General features: G+C 67.3%; 18 protein-coding genes and 1 pseudogene. 12 read left to right on the top strand and 7 right to left on the bottom strand.

The genetic code is table 11. The features are described from left to right. The 4 genes from ADBZ6K_RS03025 to ADBZ6K_RS03010 form a co-directional block, all read right to left on the bottom strand. A partial coding sequence (locus ADBZ6K_RS03025; protein ID WP_526344312.1) for an alcohol dehydrogenase catalytic domain-containing protein occupies positions 1 to 185 on the bottom strand: 185 nt, incomplete at its 3' end. Positions 186 to 232: 47 nt separating this feature from the next. Continuing rightward, the gene (locus ADBZ6K_RS03020; RefSeq protein WP_526344311.1) at positions 233 to 811 is read right to left on the bottom strand and encodes a Fic/DOC family protein; all 579 of its coding nucleotides are present in this window, start codon (positions 809 to 811) and stop codon (positions 233 to 235) included. Between the two features lie 3 nt (positions 812 to 814). Then, positions 815 to 2182, bottom strand: a complete 1368-nt coding sequence (locus tag ADBZ6K_RS03015) for an NAD(P)/FAD-dependent oxidoreductase (protein WP_526344310.1) — start codon at positions 2180 to 2182, stop codon at positions 815 to 817. Then, a complete protein-coding gene (locus ADBZ6K_RS03010) occupies positions 2179 to 2493 on the bottom strand; it encodes a bifunctional 3-phenylpropionate/cinnamic acid dioxygenase ferredoxin subunit (RefSeq protein ID WP_526344368.1) in 315 nt (104 codons plus the stop codon). Before ADBZ6K_RS03010 ends, ADBZ6K_RS03015 begins: the two co-directional genes overlap by 4 nt. A gap of 310 nt (positions 2494 to 2803) precedes the next feature. Between ADBZ6K_RS03010 and ADBZ6K_RS03005 the strand changes: the two are divergent. The 8 genes and pseudogenes from ADBZ6K_RS03005 to ADBZ6K_RS02970 all read left to right on the top strand — a co-directional run. Further along, a pseudogene (locus ADBZ6K_RS03005) lies at positions 2804 to 2977 on the top strand (N-methyl-L-tryptophan oxidase); the annotation flags it as partial. Continuing rightward, positions 2974 to 4155: an aromatic ring-hydroxylating oxygenase subunit alpha gene (locus ADBZ6K_RS03000; RefSeq protein ID WP_526344309.1), complete on the top strand. Its 1182-nt coding sequence runs from the start codon at positions 2974 to 2976 to the stop codon at positions 4153 to 4155. The pseudogene ADBZ6K_RS03005 and the gene ADBZ6K_RS03000, both read left to right, overlap by 4 nt. Beyond that, the gene (locus ADBZ6K_RS02995; protein ID WP_526344308.1) at positions 4152 to 5672 is read left to right on the top strand and encodes an aldehyde dehydrogenase family protein; all 1521 of its coding nucleotides are present in this window, start codon (positions 4152 to 4154) and stop codon (positions 5670 to 5672) included. Before ADBZ6K_RS03000 ends, ADBZ6K_RS02995 begins: the two co-directional genes overlap by 4 nt. A gap of 71 nt (positions 5673 to 5743) precedes the next feature. Continuing rightward, the gene (locus tag ADBZ6K_RS02990; protein ID WP_526344307.1) at positions 5744 to 7270 is read left to right on the top strand and encodes an amino acid permease; all 1527 of its coding nucleotides are present in this window, start codon (positions 5744 to 5746) and stop codon (positions 7268 to 7270) included. After that, a complete protein-coding gene (locus ADBZ6K_RS02985) occupies positions 7267 to 8553 on the top strand; it encodes a haloacid dehalogenase-like hydrolase (protein ID WP_526344306.1) in 1287 nt (428 codons plus the stop codon). The genes ADBZ6K_RS02990 and ADBZ6K_RS02985 overlap by 4 nt, the downstream gene beginning before the upstream one ends. Positions 8554 to 8597: 44 nt before the next feature. Next, positions 8598 to 10175, top strand: a complete 1578-nt coding sequence (locus ADBZ6K_RS02980) for a GMC family oxidoreductase (protein WP_526344305.1) — start codon at positions 8598 to 8600, stop codon at positions 10173 to 10175. Between the two features lie 7 nt (positions 10176 to 10182). Beyond that, a complete protein-coding gene (locus tag ADBZ6K_RS02975) occupies positions 10183 to 12027 on the top strand; it encodes a putative nucleotidyltransferase substrate binding domain-containing protein (RefSeq protein WP_526344304.1) in 1845 nt (614 codons plus the stop codon). A gap of 49 nt (positions 12028 to 12076) precedes the next feature. Then, positions 12077 to 12874, top strand: coding sequence for an IclR family transcriptional regulator (locus ADBZ6K_RS02970; RefSeq protein WP_526344303.1), 798 nt, complete (start codon positions 12077 to 12079; stop codon positions 12872 to 12874). A gap of 1 nt (position 12875) precedes the next feature. Here ADBZ6K_RS02970 and ADBZ6K_RS02965 read toward each other — a convergent pair whose 3' ends face one another. Both ADBZ6K_RS02965 and ADBZ6K_RS02960 read right to left on the bottom strand, forming a co-directional pair. Then, positions 12876 to 13502 carry an MBL fold metallo-hydrolase gene (locus tag ADBZ6K_RS02965; protein WP_526344302.1) on the bottom strand — a complete coding sequence of 209 codons (627 nt, stop codon included), beginning with the start codon at positions 13500 to 13502 and terminating at the stop codon, positions 12876 to 12878. Further along, complete coding sequence (locus ADBZ6K_RS02960) at positions 13499 to 14584, bottom strand: S-(hydroxymethyl)mycothiol dehydrogenase (protein ID WP_526344301.1); 1086 nt, start codon at positions 14582 to 14584, stop codon at positions 13499 to 13501. Before ADBZ6K_RS02960 ends, ADBZ6K_RS02965 begins: the two co-directional genes overlap by 4 nt. A gap of 96 nt (positions 14585 to 14680) precedes the next feature. Here ADBZ6K_RS02960 and ADBZ6K_RS02955 point away from each other — a divergent pair, with 96 nt between their 5' ends. The 4 genes from ADBZ6K_RS02955 to ADBZ6K_RS02940 all read left to right on the top strand — a co-directional run bounded on the left by ADBZ6K_RS02955 (position 14681) and on the right by ADBZ6K_RS02940 (position 19035). After that, complete coding sequence (locus ADBZ6K_RS02955) at positions 14681 to 16315, top strand: LuxR C-terminal-related transcriptional regulator (RefSeq protein ID WP_526344300.1); 1635 nt, start codon at positions 14681 to 14683, stop codon at positions 16313 to 16315. A 108-nt stretch (positions 16316 to 16423) separates the two neighbouring features. Continuing rightward, complete coding sequence (locus ADBZ6K_RS02950; RefSeq protein ID WP_526344299.1) at positions 16424 to 17518, top strand: class I SAM-dependent methyltransferase; 1095 nt, start codon at positions 16424 to 16426, stop codon at positions 17516 to 17518. Between the two features lie 35 nt (positions 17519 to 17553). Then, a complete protein-coding gene (locus tag ADBZ6K_RS02945; protein WP_526344298.1) occupies positions 17554 to 18378 on the top strand; it encodes a serine hydrolase domain-containing protein in 825 nt (274 codons plus the stop codon). 114 nt (positions 18379 to 18492) lie between these two features. Further along, entirely contained in the window at positions 18493 to 19035 is a 543-nt protein-coding gene (locus ADBZ6K_RS02940; RefSeq protein ID WP_526344297.1) for a DUF3145 family protein, read from the top strand. 31 nt (positions 19036 to 19066) lie between these two features. Here ADBZ6K_RS02940 and ADBZ6K_RS02935 read toward each other — a convergent pair whose 3' ends face one another. After that, positions 19067 to 19975 carry a diacylglycerol kinase gene (locus tag ADBZ6K_RS02935; protein WP_526344296.1) on the bottom strand — a complete coding sequence of 303 codons (909 nt, stop codon included), beginning with the start codon at positions 19973 to 19975 and terminating at the stop codon, positions 19067 to 19069. Positions 19976 to 19992 lie beyond the last annotated feature (17 nt).

The raw sequence follows: 19992 nt of genomic DNA, 5'->3' as shown, positions 1-19992 counted from the left end.
CCCAGTAGGAACGGGAACTCGTCGTTGATGCCGCCCTCGCGGTAGGTCAGGTCGGTATGGCACACCCCGCACGCGATGATGTCGACGACCACCTCACCCGGCCCGGGGTCGGGTATCACCACATCAGTGACCTCGACGGGGGCTTTGGCGCTACGTGCGATGACTCCGCGCACAGTCTGTGGCATGAGGGTCTCCCTGGTTCGTCGTTGGGTTGGGTTGCGAAGTGAATCAGTCAGTCGGTCGAAGTGACCTGGTCGAGCAGCTGGCGGGCCCGATTCAGCGGATCCCGGCATGCGGCGAGAACCTGCGCGCGGGTCGCAAGGGTCCAGTCCAGCCGGTAGCCGGCCTGCACAGCGAGGTCGTGGAGGAACAAGCGCAGCGTGCGGCCATTGCCCCCGCGGAAGGGGTGCAGGTGGTTGATGGCGACAAAGTGCTGGGTCATCCGGTCCACGAAGGTGTCGCGGGCGATGTCGCACAGATAGTTGTCGGCGGCGATGTCGGCGAATATCCGTGCGGCACAGGCGCCGATCAGGCGGGCCGGGACGAAGCGACGGCCGGGATCGTCGACCTTGCTGAGGTCCACCGTGCGGGCTTCGCCCGCGAAGGGGTACACGTCGCTGAACAGGAATCGATGAATGGCTTTGAGGTGGGCCAGGTCGAACGCACCGGCCAACGGACGCTCCCAGAGTTGGATGTGCCGCACGATCACAAGATCGTGTTCCGCGGTGGACAACTCGGCTTCCGTGCGCGCCGACACGAGGTTGATCAGCACGCCAGTGTCGGGGTCGAGGTAGGTAGAGCGTCGAACCACGGCTCAGCAACGGGTTCGGTAGCGCGACACGGTGCGTCGAAGAAGTTCCGTGGAGTCGAGATGTCCCCGTCGATAGCTCCGCAGGTCTTCGCACAACTCGGCGGACGGCCGTCCGGTTTCCAGTGCCGCAGTGTGAACGGCGGCTTCGGCAGCGGCGTCGCGCGCGGTTGCGGTTTCGCGCATCGTGCGCTCGATCTGCTTGCGGTAACGGGTGAACAGCCGGGGATTGTCACGGCTGAACACCCCAACCGTGACGCTGTCGCGCTGGTAGATGGCCACGACGGGACCGCTGCCCAGGTTGCCTTCAACGACGTGGACGGTGTCGGTGGGTTGCCGGTAACCCGCGAACTGGAGCTGATGGCCATATTGGTGCGACCAGAAGTAGGGTACGGCCGGCGCCGTGCGTTCTCCCGTCGCTTCGCTCGCCTTTGCGGGGTCGGTTGCGGTGATGGCAGCGGCCACTGCGCGCGCCTGAGCGGTCGCGTTGGTCCAGTGTTCACCGCGGTGGTGAGCCGCCCGGTGGGGATCGAACGTGTTCGCGCAGTCTCCGACGGCGAAGACACCCGCAACACCCGTGCGGCCGTGGGCATCGGTGCGGAACCCGTTCGTCGAGTCGATCTGGGGGTGCACCAGCCACTCGGTGTTGGGTATGGCGCCGATGCCGACGACGACCGCGTCGGCGGGTAGGCGCGTGCCATCGGTAAGGAGCACTGCTGTGACGCGTGCTTCGCCCACGATCTCGCGAACGCCGACGCCGGTCAGCAGCCGCACCCCATTGGCGGCGTGCAGCGCGGTGCAGCATTCGGCGATCGTGTCTCCAAGCGCCGCCGCCAGGGGTGCCGCGGAAACCTCCACAATCGTGACGTCGACGCCGAGGGCGCGGGCGGTCGAGGCGACCTCGGCGCCGATGAACCCGGCACCCAAGACAACCAGGCGCTGGGCCCGCGCCAGCGAGCCGCGCAGCCGGTGTGCGTCGTCAAGTGTCCGGAGAGTGTGTATCCCGGCCAGATCGGGACAGTTCGGAAGCAGACGGGCGCGAGCACCGGTGGCAAGCACCACGACGTCGGCACTGATCTGGGAGTCACCGAGGAGCACGGCGTGCCGACCGTCGGCATCGGTGCTCAGTCCGGTGGCGGGACGGCCCAAGACCCACTCGGCGCGCAGCGCGGTGATCTCATCGGCTGCGGCGAGGCTTACGTCCACGTCCTGCCCGAGGAACGCCTTCGACAGCGGCGGCCGGTCGTAGGGCATATGCGGCTCGTCGCCGATCAGGGTCAGCGCGCCCGCGTAGCCCGCGCTGCGCAGTTCCCGCGCGGTGGTGATCCCGGCCAGCGAGGCCCCGACGATGGCGACGTGTTCGGGCGTGGTCACGGTGCGCTGACCTCGAGCCAGACCTGGCCGTCCTCGACGCCAACGCTGTGGGTACGGACGGGGTTCTTGGCGGGGGGCCCGGACACGGCGCCGGTGCGCAGGTCGAAGCATGACTCATGCAGCGGGCACTCGACGGTGCAGTCTTCGACCCAGCCGTCGGCCAGCGAAGCATCCTGATGCGTGCAGGTGTCGTCGATGGCGAACAGTCCGTCGTCGGTGTGAAAGATGGAGATCGTCGGTTGGCCGGACAGCCGAACGGTGAAAACCTCACCCGGCGGAATGTCGGCGAGAAGGGCGACGACGGTGCGCATAGTACGAGCGGCCACGTTCTCTCCTCATGTTGCGTATCCGACAACAGATGCGGAATGCGCAACAGTGTGCCGTGGGTCGACCGTCGGGTCAACTCGAGAACGCGTAACGCAGATGCAACCTTCTTCCGGTTGACGGCGGGCTCCCGCTCCAGCAATCTGTTGCTTGATACGCAATTGTTGCGTACAAGGCAACAGGAGCTTCGGATTCATGACTCACCGCGCAGCAGCGCCTATTGACGCGGCCTGCCATCCGGCGCGAAGCGGCCAGCGGGTGCTGGGTCTGGAAAAGTTCAGCGCCGCCTACGAGCGCTTCGTGCTCACCCCGCACCCGGACTGCGCCGATGTCACTGTGGCGTCCGGCTTTTCCGGACACGGGTTCAAGTTCGTCCCGGTTGTCGGTGAGATCGTCGCCGAACTGGCCACCACCGGGACCACCGCCCATCCCATCGGCCTCTTCGACCCGCGACGACTGGTGACATCATGACAACGATCGACAATCCCCGCCTGACAGAGTTCGTACCTCCGGCGGCGGGCGGCTCGCTGATCTCCACACTCGGCGGCGAGTACTACTGCGACGCCGACATCTTCGCCGCAGAGCAGCAACTGATCTTCGAGGACATGTGGTTCTGCGCGGTGCGCAGTGCGGACCTGGCCGCACCGGGGGCGTTCCGCAAGGTGCAGGTCGGCCGCGAGAGCGTGCTGGTCGTGCGCGGTCGTGACGGCGCGCTGCGGGCATTCCTCAACATCTGCCGGCACCGCGGCGCCATGTTGTGCACCGAGGACAGCGGGCAGGTCAAACGCCACCTGCGATGTCCGTATCACGCCTGGACGTACGGCCTGGACGGAAAGCTGGTCGCCGCGCCGAATCTCGGTGCCCTCGTGGACGAAACGGGCAGCGGAATCGACAGGACCGCATACGGGCTGGTCGAGGTCGCGCTTCGGGAATGGCTGGGATACGCCTGGGTGTGCCTGGCCGCCGCGCCCCCGTCGTTCGAACGGGACGTTGTCGGGGCCGTCGCCGAGCGCCTCGGCGCAACAGACGCGGTCGAGAGCTACGGCATCGCCGATCTCGCGCTCGGCCGCCGCGTGGTGTACGACGTCGCGGCCAACTGGAAGCTCATCGTGGAGAACTTCATGGAGTGCTATCACTGCGCCACCATCCACCCGGAACTCACCGAGGTGCTACCAGAATTCGCCGACGGTCTGGCCGCGCAGTACTTCGTGGGCCACGGCGCAAAGTTCGGCGATGGAGTCGAGGGTTTCACGGTTGACGGCAGTGCGGGACTCACCCCGATCCCCGGCGTCACCGCCGAGCAGGACCGCAGATACTTCGCAATCACCGTGCGCCCCACGGTGTTCATCAACCTGGTGCCCGACCACGTCATCTTCCACCGGATGTATCCGGTGGCGGTGGACCGGACCATCGTGGAATGCGACTGGCTCTACACCGAAGACGTTGTCGCGCAAAACCGTGACATCGAGCGGTCGGTCGAACTCTTCCACCGGGTCAACCTGCAGGACTTCGAAGCGTGTGAGCGTACCCAGCCTGCGATGGCATCGCGGGCCTACCGGCGCGGCGGTGTGCTGGTGCCGTCCGAACACCACATCGGCGAGTTCCACGAATGGGCGCTGGGCAAGCTCGGCAGCAGCGGTGACCGATGACCTCCGACATGACCTCCGACATGACCTCCGATATTGACGATTACTGTTCGCCCAACCTCTACATCGACGGCGCGTGGCAGCGCGCCCGGGACGGCGGCACCCGCGACATCGTGAACCCGGCTGACGGCAGCGTCGTGGCGGTCGTCGACGAGGCCGGGCATGCCGATGCGGTCGCGGCGGTGGCGGCGGCCCGCGCGGCGTTCGATTCCTCGCCCTGGCCCCACACCCCGGTGGCCGAAAGGGCTGAACTGCTGGACCGGATCGCCGATCTGCTGATTCGCGACGCCGAACGCATCGCCGTGATCGAGACTCTGGATACCGGAAAGACACTGCGGGAGAGCAGAATCGACATCGCCGATGTCGTCTCGGTGTTCCGCTATTACGCCCGTCTGACCGCCGTGGAATCCGACCGGCTCGTCGACGTCGGGGATCCCTCGATCATCAGCCGCGTGGTTCGTGAGCCGATCGGGGTGTGCGTGCTGATCGCCCCGTGGAACTACCCCCTGTTGCAGATCGCCTGGAAGATTGCGCCCGCGCTGGCCGCGGGCTGCACCATGGTCGCCAAACCCAGCGAGGTGACCCCGCTCAGCACGATCGCGCTGGTCCGCCTGGCCGCGGAGGCCGGCGTCCCCGCCGGGGTGCTCAACCTCATTCAGGGCAGCGGTGCGGCTGTCGGGGCCGCGTTGACCGACACTCCCGACGTCGACTTGATCTCGTTCACCGGAGGCGCGGCGACGGGTGCGGCTATCGCGCGGACCGCGGCACCGCACGTGAGCAGGGTGGCGTTGGAACTCGGCGGCAAGAATCCGCACATCGTCTTCGCCGACGCCGATCTCGACGCCGCTGTCGACGCCGTGCTGACGGGCGTGTTCATGCATTCCGGCCAGGTGTGCTCCGCGGGCACCCGGCTGATCGTCGAGGAGCCGATCGCTGTCGCGTTCGTCGCCGAACTGGCCCGCAGGGCCGGTCGGGTCCGGCTCGGCGACGGCTTTGACCCCGACAGCCAAACCGGGCCCCTGGTGTCGGAGCAACACCGCGCGAAGGTCGAAGCGTTCGTCGCGCTGGCCATCGCCGAAGGCGCTGAACTCATCGCAGGCGGACGGCGGCCCACCGAGGAGCGGCTGGTCCGCGGAAGTTTCTTCCCACCAACGATTTTCGATCACTGCGAACGGTCGATGCGGATTGTGCAGGAAGAGACGTTCGGTCCGATCCTGACCGTGGAGCGTTTCAGCACCGAGAAGCAGGCCGTCGCGCTGGGGAACGACACTGCCTACGGACTGGCGGCCGGCGTGCGCACCAGCGACACGGCGCGCGCCGAACGGGTGGCCCGGGCCCTGCGTCACGGCACCGTGTGGGTCAACGACTTCGGTATCTACACCCCTGCTGCGGAGTGGGGTGGTTTCGGGAAATCCGGCAACGGTCGTGAGCTCGGCCCAACAGGACTGGCCGAATACCAGGAAATCAAGCACATCTGGACGAACACCGCGCCGAAGGAGGTGGGCTGGTTCACCGACTGATCGGCGTCATCGATGCGGAGCCCAACGGCGCACTCCGGTCTATCCACGTGTGAGAAAGCAGATTGTTCGATATGACAACTCAGGCAACACAATCCAGTGACGACAGCGGTTTGGAGGATTTCGGATACAAGGAATCCCTGGACCGCAGTATCGGCAAGTTCGCCAGTTTCGCCGCCGGCGTCAGCTACATCTCCATTCTGACCGGCACCTTCCAATTGTTCTACTTCGGATTCGGCACCGCCGGGCCCGCGTATCTGTGGTCGTGGCCCATGGTGTTCGTCGGTCAGATGGCCGTCGCGCTGTGCTTCATGGAGCTGGCGGCCAAGTATCCGGTCGCCGGATCCGTTTACAACTGGGCCAAGATCCTCGGCAGCCGCCTGGTCGGCTGGTGCTCCGGCTGGCTGATGCTGACCGCGTCGATCGTGACGCTGTCGGCAGTGGTGCTGGCGCTGCAGCTCAATCTGCCGCGGCTGTGGAGCGGATTCCAGCTGATCGGTGACGGCTCCGGTGAGTACGACTTCGCTGCCAACGCAGTCCTTCTCGGCACGATCATGATCGTGATCACCACCGTGATCAACGCCCTGGGCGTGCGGCTGATGGCCATGATCAACAGCGCCGGTGTGTTCATCGAACTCATTGCCGCCGTCCTGATCGCGGTCATCCTGGCCGCGAACATCACCCGCGGACCCAGTGTGTTCTTCTCCACGCACGGCTACGGCGCGGGCGAATCCGGGGGCTACCTCGGGGCTTTCCTGGTCGCGTCGCTGGCGTCGGGCTACGTGATGTACGGATTCGACACCGCCAGTTCCCTGGGCGAGGAGACCGTGGAGCCGCGTCGCACCGCCCCCAAGGCGATCCTGCGGGCGATCCTAGCGTCCTTCGTCATCGGTGGCGCGATCCTGGTGTTCGCGATCATGGCCGCGCCGGACCTCGACGACCCGCTGCTGGCCAGCCCCGAGGGCAGCCTGCAGTACATCGTCGAGCAGGTGATGTGGGGACCGCTGGGCACGATCTTCCTGCTGTGCATCGTGGTCGCTGTCATCGTGTGCTCGTTGGCAGTGCACACCGCTGCGATCCGGCTCACCTTCGCGATGGCCCGTGACAACGCGCTGCCGTTCGGCGAGAAGTTGGCCACCGTTAACCCGAAGACGCAGACCCCGATCGTTCCCGCGGTGACCATCGGCATCATCTCGGTGATCATCCTGGTCATCAACATCGGGCAGCCGAAGATCTTCACCGTGCTGACCTCGATCGCCATCATCATGATCTACCTGGCCTACCTGATGGTCACTGGTCCGTTGCTCAAGAAGCGGTTGCAAGGTCAGTGGCCGCCGGCCGACCTGAAGGAGGGCGGCTACTTCACCATGGGCCGCTGGGGCCTGCCGGTCAACATCTTCGCCGTGCTCTGGGGTGTGGGGATGGCGCTGAACCTGGCATGGCCGCGCGCCGCCGTCTACGGCGCTCCCTGGTACAACACCTGGGGCGCGTTCGTCTACATCGGCGTGATCCTGGGCCTGGGCCTGCTCTGGTATTTGGTGAAGGGCCGCAAGCACATTGGTACCCTTGCATCGCACCAGGCGCCGGCGGTGGAGTCATGAGGCGTATCACCATGTCGCTCGCCCTGTCGGCGATGCTGCTCGGCGGCGTCGTCGCCGGGTGTTCGACGAACCAGTCCCAAACGGCGGAGTCGGTGGCACAGCCGCAATGCCGTCAGCTCGATCCGTCGCTGCCGTGGCACGACGGCGTGCGCGAGTTCCTGCAGAAGGCCATCGACGCCAACAGCACATGTACCGGGACTGCCCGCGGCGCCGAGCGCAAGGTGGCGATCTTCGACTGGGACAACACCGTGGTCAAGAACGATATCGGCTACGGCACCAACTTCTACATGCTCGCCAACGACCTGATTCTGCAGCCGCCGAACCAGGACTGGAAGGCGACCAACCGGTACATGACCGACGCCGCGGCCACGGCGCTGCGCACCGCGTGCGGCACCGACGTCGTGGCCGGCATGCCGTTGCCGACCAGCACGAACACCGCGTGCGCCGACGAGATCCTGGCCATCCTCGACGGCGAAACCACCGGTGGGGAAACAGCGTTCGCCGGATACGACGAACGGCGGATGACCGGCCCGTACTCATGGGGCACCGCGCTGTCGGCCGGCTACACCGCCGACGAGCTCGCCGGCTTCGCGCAGAAGATGAAGGAGCAGAACCTCGCGGCGGAGGTCGGCGCGACCCAGAAGATCGGCACCCAGGACATGGACGGCTACATCCGGGTCTATCCGCAGATCAAGGACCTCATCGGCACCCTGCAGGCGCACGGCGTGGACACCTGGGTGGTGTCGGCGTCGCCGGAGCCGATCGTGAAGGTGTGGGCGTCGGAGGTGGGCATCGGCCCTGACCGGGTGGTCGGTGTGCGCAGTATCTACGACGCGGCGGGCAAGCAGACGACGCATCTGGTCGGCTGCGGCGGCGTCCCGGACGGCGATGACTCGGTGATGACCTACATCGACGGTAAGCGGTGCTGGGCCAACCAGGCCATCTTCGGCGTGCAGGGTCCCGCGGCGTTCGACCAGCTCGCCGCCGATCGCCGTCAGATCCTGGCCGCCGGTGACTCGGTCACCGACGTGACCTTCGTAGGCGACGCCACCGCGGCGTCGTTGGTGATCAACCGCAACAAGCCCGAGCTGATGTGCCGGGCCTATGACGGGCTGTTCAACGACGGTGGCACCTGGGCGGTCAACGAGATGTTCATTGATCCACTGCCCCAACATGATCCGTACACCTGCCCGACGGCGTTCACCAATTCCGACGGGTCCGACGGACCTGTGTTGCGAACTGATGGGAGCCCCATTCCCGATCAGGTCGACAGCGTTCACTGACGCCGGTTCATTTCTCGCCAGCCCACATTCAAGGAGTTGCCATCATGGCGGAAACACCGTCTGAACCACATGTCGCTGTATTCGACTACGTCATCGCCGGCGGCGGCACCGCAGGATGTGTGCTGGCGGCTCGGCTGAGTGAAGACCCGTCGGTCACGGTGTGTCTGATCGAAGCGGGGCCCAGCGACGTCGGCGACGACAACGTCCTGGTGCTCGACCAGTGGATGCACCTGCTGGACTCCGGCTACGACTGGGACTACCCCGTCGAACCGCAGCAGAACGGCAACAGCTTCCTGCGCCACGCCAGGGCGAAGGTTCTCGGTGGTTGCTCCTCCCACAACTCGTGTATCGCCTTCTGGCCGCCGGCCGAGGGGCTCGACGAGTGGGAGGCGATGGGCGCCACGGGTTGGGGCCCCGACGGCCTGCTGCCCTATGTCGCCCGGCTGGAACGCAACGACGCAGAAGGGGACCATCACGGCCGCAGCGGACCCGTGCGGTTGCGGGACATCCCACCCGACGACCCGTGCGGGGCCGCAGTGCTCGAGGCCGCTGCCAGGGTCGGTCTGCCGACGGTGAAGTTCAACCGCGGCGCCACGGTGGTCAACGGTGCGGGCTGGCTTCAGATCAACGCCGACGAGGACGGCATCCGGATGTCGTCGTCGCACGCCTACCTGCACCCAATTCTGGAGAAACGCAAGAACCTCGAGGTTCGTACCGACTCATGGGTCAGCGAGATCCTCTTCGACGAGTCCGGGGCCGCCACCGGGGTGCGGTATCAGCGGCCGGATCTGACCGGGTACGACACCGTGACGGCGCGCCGCGAGGTCGTCATCACGGCCGGAGCCATCGACACCCCGAAGTTGTTGATGCTCTCGGGGATCGGGCCGGCTGACCACCTGGCCGATATCGGCATCCCCGTGCGTGTCGATTCACCGGGCGTGGGGTCCAATCTCGACGACCATGTCGAGGGCCTGGTGTTCTGGGAGGCGAGTCGGCCGATGGTCACCACATCAACGCAGTGGTGGGAGATCGGTGTGTTCGCCGCAACCGAAGAGGGTCTCGTCCAGCCGGACCTGATGATGCATTACGGCAGTGTCCCGTTCGACATGAACACGCTGCGATGGGGCTACCCCACCACCGACAACGGGTTCTGCCTGACCCCCAATGTCACCCTCGGGCGGTCCCGGGGCACAGTTCGATTGCGGTCGAGGGATTTCCGCGACCGCGCCAAGGTCGACCCACGGTACTTCACCGACCCGGACGGCCACGACGAACGTGTGATGCTGGCGGGCATCAAGCTGGCCCGCCGGATCGCCGAGCAGGAACCCCTGCGGTCGTGGATCGCCAGGGAACTCGCACCTGGGCCGGACGCGGTCACCGATGAGGATCTGCTCGACTACATCCACAAGACCCACAACACCGTGTACCACCCGGCGGGAACGGCGCGGATGGGGTCCATCGAGGATCCGATGGCCGTCCTCGATCCGCAGTTGCGCGTGAAGGGTGTCGACCGGCTGCGAGTCGTCGACGCCTCCGCGATGCCGAAACTGCCTGCGGTGAACCCGAATATCACCGTTATGGCGATGGCGGAGAAGTGCGCGGATCTAATGGGTGATATCTGATTGCAGCATGACCGGCGTCGACGACCTGATTGGTTATCTGAGTGATCATGCCCCGTTTCACTCGATGGCGCACGATGCCCTGGCCAACCTCGCCCGGGCAGCGTCCATTCATTCCTTCGACGCCGGTGAACTCATCGTCGACTACGCTGCACACGCGCCCGATGCGATTTGGATGCTTCGCAGCGGCCGAGTGGTACTGCTGGCGGATTCGAAGGAGGACGGCGAGGCCGTCGACACCGTGCGGCCGGGCGGTGTGTTCGGATATCTTCCACTGCTCAGCGACGGCCGGGTGACGTTCAGCGCCCGGACAACCGAACCAAGCACACTGCTTCGGCTGCCGGGCGCCGAGGTCCGTTCGGTGTTCGCCAAACCCGCCGGGCTTTCGTACCTGGCGGCATCGGCGTGGGACACCATATCGGCACGCAAACGCGCTCAGCGGCCGTCGCTGACGGCGGTGGGTGATCTCGTCAGCGACGAACCGGTGTTCACCTCGGCCGATACTTCGGTACGTGACGCCGTCCGGTACATGACCGAGCGACGCGCGTCATACGCGCTGATTCCGTTGCCCGGTGGGGAACTGGGCATCTTCACCGATCGGGACCTGCGCACCCGGGTGGTAGCTGCCGGGGCCGGGCTCGACGTCTCGATCGGGCAGGTCATGAGCGCGCCGGCGCGCACGGTTACCGCCGACCGGGTCGCCGCCACCGTCCTGCTGGACATGCTGGAGAGCGGGCTGCGGCATATGCCCGTGCTCAACCACCGCGGTCAGGTTCTCGGTGTGGTGGAGGAAAGCGACCTGGCCGCGTCCTCGACCCGTCAGAGCTTCTTGCTGCGCCGATCGATCGCACTCGCCGCCGATCCGATGGAGTTGAAGGCCGCCACGCGCCGGATCGCCGACCTCGTCGTCGACCTATTTCGAAGCGGCACCGACGCCGCGGGCACGAGCGCGGTGCTGTCGGTCGTGATCGACGCGGTGGTCCGGCGGGCCCTGGATCTCGAACTCGCCGACCAGGTCGGGCAGTGGCGTGACCGGTTCGCCTGGCTCACGTTGGGCAGCGTCGCCCGCCGTGAGGCGATGCCGTCATCGGATGTCGACAGCGCGCTGTCATGGGCAGACGACATGACCGCCGAGAGGGGTAGGTTGCGGCGGCTGGCTACCGCCGTTCACGCGACGCTGGATCTGTGCGGGCTGCCTGCCGACAGCAACGGTGCAGTGGCGTTCAAGCCGCGCTTTGCGCGGTCGAGCGCGCAGTGGATCGATGCGGCAATGGGATGGCTCGACGATCCGATGCAGGACCGGGGAATCGTGATGTCGTCGCTGCTGCTCGACGCCCGTGCGGTGTGGGGAGACGCCGCGCTGCACACCGCGCCGGCCGCGTTCGGCCGGATGCCCGTCGAGCATCCGAATGCGCTTCGCCTGCAATTGCTTGACGCGCTGTCGGGCAAACCACGAACTCGTTCGCTGCGCGACGTGGTGGCCCGCCGGGGCGGTACGTTCGACCTGAAAAGTCACGCGCTGACACCCATCGTCAACCTGGCTCGGTGGGGTGGCTTGACCGTGGGGATGGTGTCCGGGTCGACTCCGGCACGGCTGGAGGCAGCGGCCGGCAACGGCCTGCTTTCGGAGAGCGACGCGTCCACCCTGCGTGAAGTTTTCGGCCTGTTACAGCGCCTCCGGATGGCCCACCAAATCGATCAGATGTCGGCCGGTGTTCCGCCCGGCGACATCATCACGATGTCGGCGTTGTCGCCGCTGAGCCGCAGCCTGCTCTACGACGGGGTACGAGAGGTCGCCGCCGTGCAACGCCGGGTCCGCAATCTCGCGTTGACGACGGCCGGCCACAGAGTCTGACCCAGGGACAGCCCATGCCGTCACGGGCACGCTCTACACTGCACTGGAGATGACCGAGCGCGCCGAGGACCAAACCCCGCAACGGGACAAAACGGTCGCCGCGGTGCAGTCGGTGGACCGGGCGCTGACCGTCCTGCAGATCCTCGGCAAACTCGGCAGTGCCGGGGTCACCGAGATCGCCACCGAGCTCGGAGTCCACAAATCGACGGTGTCACGGCTGATCGCGGTCCTGGAATCACGCGGATTCGTCGAGCAGGTGTCCGACCGGGGCAAGTACCGCCTGGGTTTCTTGATCGTGCGGCTCGCGGGATCCACCAGCGCGCGTACGGATCTGGCGAAGCAGGGCCAGAGTGTCTGCGACGACTTGGCCGAAGTGACCGGCGAGACGACCAACGTGGCGATCCTCGACGGTGTGCGGGTCGTCAACCTCGTCGAAGCCATCGGCCCCGCAGAGATCGCCTTGCGCAGCTGGGTCGGCCAAACGTGTCCGGTTCATGCGACCTCCAGCGGTAAGGCACTGCTGGCAGGGTTGCCACCGGAGCGTGTCCACAAGCTGCTGGGCAAGCGCCTCGACGCGTACACCCCGGATACCATCGTCGAATGGCCGGCTCTCGATGCCGAACTCGAGCTGGCCCGTTGCAGGGGATGGGCAAGTGTCCGTGAGGAACTGGAGGTCGGCCTCAACGCGATCGCCGCTCCTGTGCGGGACGGCGACGGACAGGTCATCGCGGCCCTGAGCGTTTCTGGGCCGGCGTACCGGTTGAAACCGGAACGTTTCGAAGAGGTTGCGGAGCTGACGATGGCCGCCGCCCACCGAATCAGCAGGCGCCTGGGCTATCTCGGTTGAGTCAGTGTCCGCGGGCGGCCCATTCGTCGTAGTGGACGATTTCGTCGCCGATGGTGGTGGTGTCGCCGTGTCCGGTGTAGACGATGGTTTCGGGTGGCAGGCTGCCCAGGCGGGTGGAGATTGAGTCCAGGATGGTTGGGAAGTCGGAGTAGGAGCGGCCGGTGGCGCCGGGGCCGCCTTCGAACAGGGTGTCACCGGAGAACACTGCGTGCAGGTCGGGTGCATACCAGCACATTGAGCCGGGGGAGTGGCCCGGGGTGTGCAGGGCGCGCAGTTCCAGGTTGCCCGCGCGTAGTGTTTGGCGGTCCTCGACGTTGTGGAAGTCTTTGTCTGGGTGTGTGATCCGCCAGAGCATGTTGTCGGCGGGATGCAGCAGTACCGGGGCGTCGAGCGCGGCTGCCAGTTCGGGGGCGACGGTGATGTGGTCGTTGTGGCCGTGGGTGCATACCACGGCGATTACGTTGCGCCCGGCGACGGCGTCGATGATGGGCGCCGCGGAGTGCGCGGCGTCGAAGATCACGACGTCTGCATGTTCCCCGTCGTCGCCGACCAGCCAGATGTTGTTGTCGACTTCCCAGCTGCCTCCGTCGAGTTCGAAGGTGCCGTGGGTGACCACCCGCTGGATCACAGCATCACCACCGAGCGCAGTACCTGGCCGGCGTGCATTTTGTGGAAGGCGTTCTCGATGTCGTCGAGGGCGATGCGTTCGGAGACGAACTTGTCCAGTGGTAGCCGGCCCTGGAGGTACAGGCTGATCAGGGTGGGGAAGTCGCGTTCGGGTAGGCAGTCGCCGTACCAGGCGGATTTCAGCGATCCGCCGCGGGAGAAGAAGTCGATGAGCGGCATGTCGAGGGTCATGGTCGGGGTGGGCACGCCGACGAGGACGACGGTTCCGGCCAGGTCGCGGGCGTAGAAGGCTTGTTTCCAGGTTTCTGGGCGGCCGACGGCGTCGATGACGACGTCGGCGCCGTTGCCGTCGGTGAGGTCCTGGATGGTTTCGACGACGTCGAGTTCGCGGGCGTTGATGGTGTGGGTGGCGCCGAAGTCTCGGGCCCAGTTCAGCTTGGTGTGGTCGGTGTCGACGGCGATGATCTGTTTGGCGCCTACCAGTGCGGCGCCGGCGATCGCGGCGTCGCCGACGCCGCCGCAGCCGATCACTGCGACGGTGTCGTCGCGGGTTACCGCGCCGGTGTTGATCGCGGCGCCGATGCCTGCCATCACCCCGCAGCCCAGCAGCCCGGCCACGGCGGGGTCGGCCTCGGGGTCGACCTTGGTGCACTGGCCCTGGTGTACCAGTGTCTTCTCTGCGAACGCACCGATGCCCAGCGCGGGGGTCAGTTCGGTGCCGTCGGTGAGGGTCATTTTCTGGGTGGCGTTGAAGGTGGAGAAGCAGTACCACGGTCGGCCCCGCTTGCAGGCGCGGCACTGTCCGCACACCGCACGCCAGTTCAGGATCACGAAATCGCCGGGCTCGACGGCGGTGACGCCGGGGCCCACCGATTCGACGGTGCCCGCGGCTTCGTGGCCCAGTAGGAACGGGAACTCGTCGTTGATGCCGCCCTCGCGGTAGGTCAGGTCGGTATGGCACACCCCGCACGCGATGATGTCGACGACCACCTCACCCGGCCCGGGGTCGGGTATCACCACATCAGTGACCTCGACGGGCTCGCCCTTCTTACGTGAAATCACACCGCGCACAGTCTGAGGCATGGGTACAACCTAGCCTCCGCCCCGCGGGCCACGGAACCGTCTGCGCGTGCGAGTGCCACACGCCGCGCCCGCACAGTAACGTTGACCCCGATCGTTATGAACACCTTTGTCGAAACCCAGGCCGAGCTCCTCGGCGCTGCCCGCGAGGCGTACCGCAACGGCGACTGGCGGGCCGCCTACGCGGGATTCGAGCGCGCCGGTGGGCTCGGCCCGCTGCCCACCGACGACCTCGACGCGCTGGCTACGGCTGCGTGGCGACTGGGCAACGTCAAGGAGACGGTGCGGATCGCCGAGCTCGTGTTCACCCGGCTGGCACGGACCGATCCGGCCGCGGCGGCGATGAAGGCGACCGAGCTGTCGCTGGCCTGGCTGACTCGCGGCGACGTCAACATCGGCCTCGGCTGGATGAACCGCGCCCGCAGGCTGTTGGGCGGCGCGACCGAGGGCCCGGCGCACGGCTATCTGGCGTATCTCGAAGCCATCCACGCGGTGATGGAGCGGGACCGGCAGGCGCTGGCGCCGCGGGTGGCCGCGCTGCGCGAGATCGGCGGCAGGCTCGACGTACCCGCGATCACCGCGCTCAGCCTGCTGACCGAGGGGCTGGCCGCCATACTCGATGCCCGCACCGCCGAGGGATATGGCCTTATCGACGAGGCGATGCTTCCGGTGCTCGCCGACCAGGTGCCGATCGAATGGGCAGGCGACATCTACTGCGTCGTATTGCACCACTGCCACCTGCTCGGCGACCTCCCGCGGATGCGGGCGTGGACGCAGGCGATGGAGCAGTGGTCCGATCTGTCGGGTTCGGTGACCTACGGCGGCATCTGCTACGTGCACCGGCTGCAGCTGCAGGCCGCCTGCAACGACCAGTGCGACTACCGCCAGCTCGAGGACCGGCTGCTGACCGCCAGTCAGGCGCTGGCCGACGTCAACGGGTGGACGGCGGCCGAGGGGTTCTATCAGCTCGGGGAGGTGCGCCGCAGGCTCGGCGATCCGGAGGGAGCGCTGGCCGCGTTCGCAAGGGCCCGTTCGCTGGGCATGGATCCGCAGCCCGGGGAGGCACTGCTGCGCTGCGGCCTCGGCGACAAGCAGGCGGCGTGGACCGCACTGCGGGTGGCGCTGATGGGCCAGGACGGGATCGACAGGATGAGGATGCTGCGTGCCGCGGTCGACGTCGCGTTGGCGCACGAGAATCTCGACGAGGCGGACCGGCACTGCCGCGAACTCGAAGACGGCGCAGCGGCGTTCGGCACGCCCGGCTTCAAGGCGTGGGCCGCCCACGCCCGCGGTGCGGTGCTGGTGCGGCGGGATCGCCACGCCGAGGCGATCGGTCAACTCGGGGCGGCCTTGCGTGAGTACCGGCACCTGCAGGCGCGTTATGAGACCGCCGAGGTCTACGAGTGGATGGCGCTGGCGCATCGCGGTCTCGGCGACGAGACGACCGCGGCCGCAGACAGCGCCACCGCGGCGGCCATCTACGACCAGCTCGGCGTCGAACCCGGAGGGATCTGCGGCACCGCTCCGCCGGGCGGGTTGACCAAACGCGAAATCGACGTGCTGAGGCGGATCGCCGCGGGTGCCACCAACCGGCAGGTGGCCGCGCAGCTGTACCTGAGCGAGAAGACCGTCGGGCGCCACCTGGCCAATATCTACACCAAGCTCGGGGTGTCGTCCCGGACCGCCGCGGCGAACTGGGCGTTCCAGAACAAGCTGCTGCAGCCGCCGGACTGAACTACATCGTCTGCACCACGCCGGGATCGTCTGCACCATGCCGGGCCGCCCGGCGCCCCATCGATCGCCCGATGCGGCCGCGGCGGCCGCCGCCCTAGCGTCATCGGCATGACAGCAATCGAGGAATCAGCCAGCCACGCCATCGATTCGGCCGCCGATCCGGCCGCCGACTTTGCCGCCCGCATGATCGGCGTCGTCAACGACGCGGCCACGGCGCTGCTGGTCAGCATCGGTCATCAGACCGGGTTGTTCGACACCCTGGCCGATCTGCCCGCGGCCACCAGCGCCCAGATCGCCGACGCCGCGGGATTGGACGAACGCTACGTCCGGGAGTGGTTGGGCGGCATTGTCAGCGCTGGGATTGTCGACTATCACCCCGCGTCGGCGACATACGCCCTGCCGCGCCACCATGCGCCCGCGCTGACCAGCGCAGGCGGTCCGGACAACGTCGCCAAACTCGCCCAGTACATCGGGATCTTCGGTGAGGTCGAGCAGAAGATCATCGGGTGCTTCCGCCACGGTGGTGGGCTGCCCTACACCGAGTTCCCCCGCTTCCACGCCGTCATGGCCGAGGAGAGCGGTGGGGTGTACGACGTCGCGCTCGTCGACGGCATTCTCCCGCTGGTCGACGGTCTGCCCGCGCGGCTGCGCACCGGCATCGACGTCGCCGACATCGGCTGCGGCAGTGGGCACGCCGTGAACCTGATGGCCCAGGCGTTTCCGGCCAGCCGGTTCACCGGTTACGACTTCTCCGCAGCGGCGCTGGAGGCCGCGAGTGCCGAGGCCGACGACCTCGGCCTGCGCAACGCGACATTCGTCCGCCAGGATGTGGCCACCCTCGATGCCATCGAAACATTCGACGCCATAACGGCTTTCGACGCGATACACGACCAGGTGGACCCGGCGCGGGTGCTGGCCAACATCCATCGGGCGCTGCGGCCGGGCGGAGTGCTGCTGATGGTCGACATCAAGGCGTCGAGCAACCTGGAGGACAACACCGAGATTCCATGGGCGACGCTGTTCTACACGATTTCGACGATGCACTGCATGACGGTGTCCCTGTCGGCGGGCGGCGCCGGCCTCGGCACCATGTGGGGGGAGCAGCTGGCCACCGCGATGCTCACCCAGGCCGGATTCGGCCAGGTCCAGGTGTGCGAGGTCGAAACCGATCCGTTCAATACCTATTACGTGGCGCGCAAGTAGTCCGTCGGCGCGACGGGCAAGTAGGCTCCACCGCGATGAGCGCGCTCGATATTCTCGCCGACTGGCCAGTCCCGACGGCAGCCGCCGCCGTGTTCGACGGGTCGGAGATCCTGGCCTCATACGGCCACGCCGACCGTCCCTTCCGGCTGGCCTCGGTGACCAAACTGCTGGTCGCCCGCGCGGCGCAGGTCGCCGTCGAGGAGGGTGTGGTCGGACTCGACACCGAGGCGGGTCCGCCGGGGTCCACGGTGCGCCACCTGCTCGCGCATACGTCGGGATACGCGATGACATCGTCCGAGGTGATCTCCAAGCCGGGCGCCCGGCGGGTGTATTCCAACTACGGATTCCAGGTGCTCGCAGAGACCGTGCAGGCCGAATCGGAGATCGAGTTCGGCAGGTACCTGTCCGAAGCGGTGTTCGGACCGCTCGGGATGACGGCCAGCACCCTGGAGGGCGGAGTGGCGGCGGCCGGCTATGGTGTCACATCCACGGTCGCCGACCTCGTCGCGTTCGCCGGCGAACTGCTCTCGCCGGCGCTGGTGTCACCTCAGATGCACACCGAGGCGACCACCGTCCAGTTTCCCGGCGTGCTCGGGGTGTTGCCGGGGTATGGGGTCCAGCGCCCCAACGACTGGGGGCTGGGGTTCGAACTGCGTGACCACAAGTCGCCGCACTGGACCGGGGCAACGAACTCGCCGCGGACCTTCGGGCATTTCGGCCAGACGGGTACCTTCCTGTGGGTCGATCCCGATGCCGGCCTGGCGCTGGTGGTGCTGACCGACCGTGACTTCGGTGATTGGGCGCATCCGCTGTGGCCCGTCGTCTCTGATGGAGTACTGAGAGAATTCCGACCGGACTAGCGCAACACACGTCCCACGGGGCACAATAGACACGTTCGCCACAACTTTATCTCGCTCTGCCGTTTCACCAGGTCGTTGGGGAAGACGTCCCTTGTGGAACCGAAGGAGCAGCTGATGCGTGCGTCGAACCAGTTCGCCGACGCGACCTCGGGCGTGGTTTACATCCATGCCTCGCCCGCGGCGGTGTGCCCACATGTCGAGTGGGCGTTGTCGTCGACCCTCGAGCCGCATTGCCGCCGATACCCCGGCGGGGCGGCGAGGGCGAATCTCAAGTGGACCCCGCAACCGGCCATGCCCGGTCAGCTGCGTGCCGTGACCAACTGGGTGGGACCGGTCGGCACCGGGGCGCAGCTGGCAAACGCGCTGCGGTCGTGGTCGGTGCTGCGGTTCGAGGTGACCGAGGATCCCAGCGCCGGTGTCGACGGGCACCGCTGGTGCCACACCCCGCAGCTGGGGCTGTGGAGCGGGGCGATGAGCGCCAATGGCGACGTGCTGGTGGGGGAGTTGCGGTTGCGGACGCTGATGGCGTCGGGGGCCGACGTGCTGGCCGCCGAGCTCGATTCGGTGCTCGGCACCGCGTGGGATGAGGCGCTGGAGCCGTTCCGTGACGGCGGGGATACCGCCGAGCTGAGTTGGCTCAGCCGCGGCGTGGGATAAGGCGCTCCCGCTTTCTCTGCGCGCGGACGGGTCAGGCGAAGCGGGGGAGCAGGATCTTCAGCGCGGCGGGCACCGCCGTCACCTCGACCGGCAGCCGGAACGCGAGTTCGCCGTCGGCATAGGCGTTGATGCCCGGCGACTGCACATGCACCGTCCGCGCTCGCGCGGTGGTGACCAGGTCCAGGTGGACGTGGGTGCCCTTGAACACCGTCGGGAACAGCCGGATCAGCCGCGTCCGTGACGTGGCGTGCACCATCGTGACGTCGAGCAGGCCGTCTGTGGGGTCCGCGCCCGGGCAGATGCGCATACCACCGCCGTAGCTGCGGGTGTTGCCGAATGCCGCCAGCGTCAGGTCCGCCACCGTCTCGGGGCCGCCGTCGAACGACAGCCGGAACGGCAGCGGCCGCAGCCTGGACAGTTCGGCGACCATCGCCAGGTTGTACCGGAACCGACCGTGCGGCCAGCGCATCCGGTTGGTGCGGTCGCTGACCAGCGAATCGAACCCGGCGGCCATCACCGTGCCGAACCAGGTCTGAGCGCCGTCGGAGGCGGTGATCCGGCCGAGGTCGACGGTCTCGACGACGCCGTCGACGATCGCGTCGGCCGCCGCCTCGGGATTCCCGGTGGGCAGCCCGAACGCGCGGGCGTGATCGTTGCCGGTGCCCGCGGGCACGATGCCGAGCGGCACGTCGCCGAGCGCCAGGGCCTGCAACGCCAGCGAGACGACACCGTCACCGCCCGTGACGACCAGCGCGTCGGTACCCGCCGCCAGCGCGTCGTCGACGAGTTCGCGCGCGTGTGCCGGGTCGGACCCGACGATCTCGCAGACGTCGACGCCCCGCTGCTGAAACCGTGCGATCGCCCGTTCGGCCGCGTGCGGGGCGTTGCCGTGCCCCGACATCGGGTTGGTCAGCAGTGTGACACGGCCGATGGTGCTCACGCGCGATCCGCCTCCGG

Source organism: Mycobacterium sp. (assembly GCF_044223235.1).
Taxonomy (GTDB): Bacteria; Actinomycetota; Actinomycetes; order Mycobacteriales; family Mycobacteriaceae; genus Mycobacterium.
The sequence above is the reverse complement of the archived record's forward strand: the minus strand, read 5'-3'. Positions and strand labels throughout refer to the sequence as shown.

Excerpts from the sequence above, each read along its gene's own strand:
- ADBZ6K_RS03010 (WP_526344368.1), bottom strand. The coding sequence starts at position 2,493 with ATGCGCACCGTCGTCGCCCTTCTCGCCGACATTCCGCCGGGTGAGGTT.
- ADBZ6K_RS03000 (WP_526344309.1), top strand. The coding sequence starts at position 2,974 with ATGACAACGATCGACAATCCCCGCCTGACAGAGTTCGTACCTCCGGCG.
- ADBZ6K_RS02995 (WP_526344308.1), top strand. The coding sequence starts at position 4,152 with ATGACCTCCGACATGACCTCCGACATGACCTCCGATATTGACGATTAC.
- ADBZ6K_RS02990 (WP_526344307.1), top strand. The coding sequence starts at position 5,744 with ATGACAACTCAGGCAACACAATCCAGTGACGACAGCGGTTTGGAGGAT.
- ADBZ6K_RS02985 (WP_526344306.1), top strand. The coding sequence starts at position 7,267 with ATGAGGCGTATCACCATGTCGCTCGCCCTGTCGGCGATGCTGCTCGGC.
- ADBZ6K_RS02980 (WP_526344305.1), top strand. The coding sequence starts at position 8,598 with ATGGCGGAAACACCGTCTGAACCACATGTCGCTGTATTCGACTACGTC.
- ADBZ6K_RS02975 (WP_526344304.1), top strand. The coding sequence starts at position 10,183 with ATGACCGGCGTCGACGACCTGATTGGTTATCTGAGTGATCATGCCCCG.
- ADBZ6K_RS02970 (WP_526344303.1), top strand. The coding sequence starts at position 12,077 with ATGACCGAGCGCGCCGAGGACCAAACCCCGCAACGGGACAAAACGGTC.
- ADBZ6K_RS02960 (WP_526344301.1), bottom strand. The coding sequence starts at position 14,584 with ATGCCTCAGACTGTGCGCGGTGTGATTTCACGTAAGAAGGGCGAGCCC.
- ADBZ6K_RS02955 (WP_526344300.1), top strand. The coding sequence starts at position 14,681 with ATGAACACCTTTGTCGAAACCCAGGCCGAGCTCCTCGGCGCTGCCCGC.
- ADBZ6K_RS02950 (WP_526344299.1), top strand. The coding sequence starts at position 16,424 with ATGACAGCAATCGAGGAATCAGCCAGCCACGCCATCGATTCGGCCGCC.
- ADBZ6K_RS02945 (WP_526344298.1), top strand. The coding sequence starts at position 17,554 with ATGAGCGCGCTCGATATTCTCGCCGACTGGCCAGTCCCGACGGCAGCC.
- ADBZ6K_RS02940 (WP_526344297.1), top strand. The coding sequence starts at position 18,493 with ATGCGTGCGTCGAACCAGTTCGCCGACGCGACCTCGGGCGTGGTTTAC.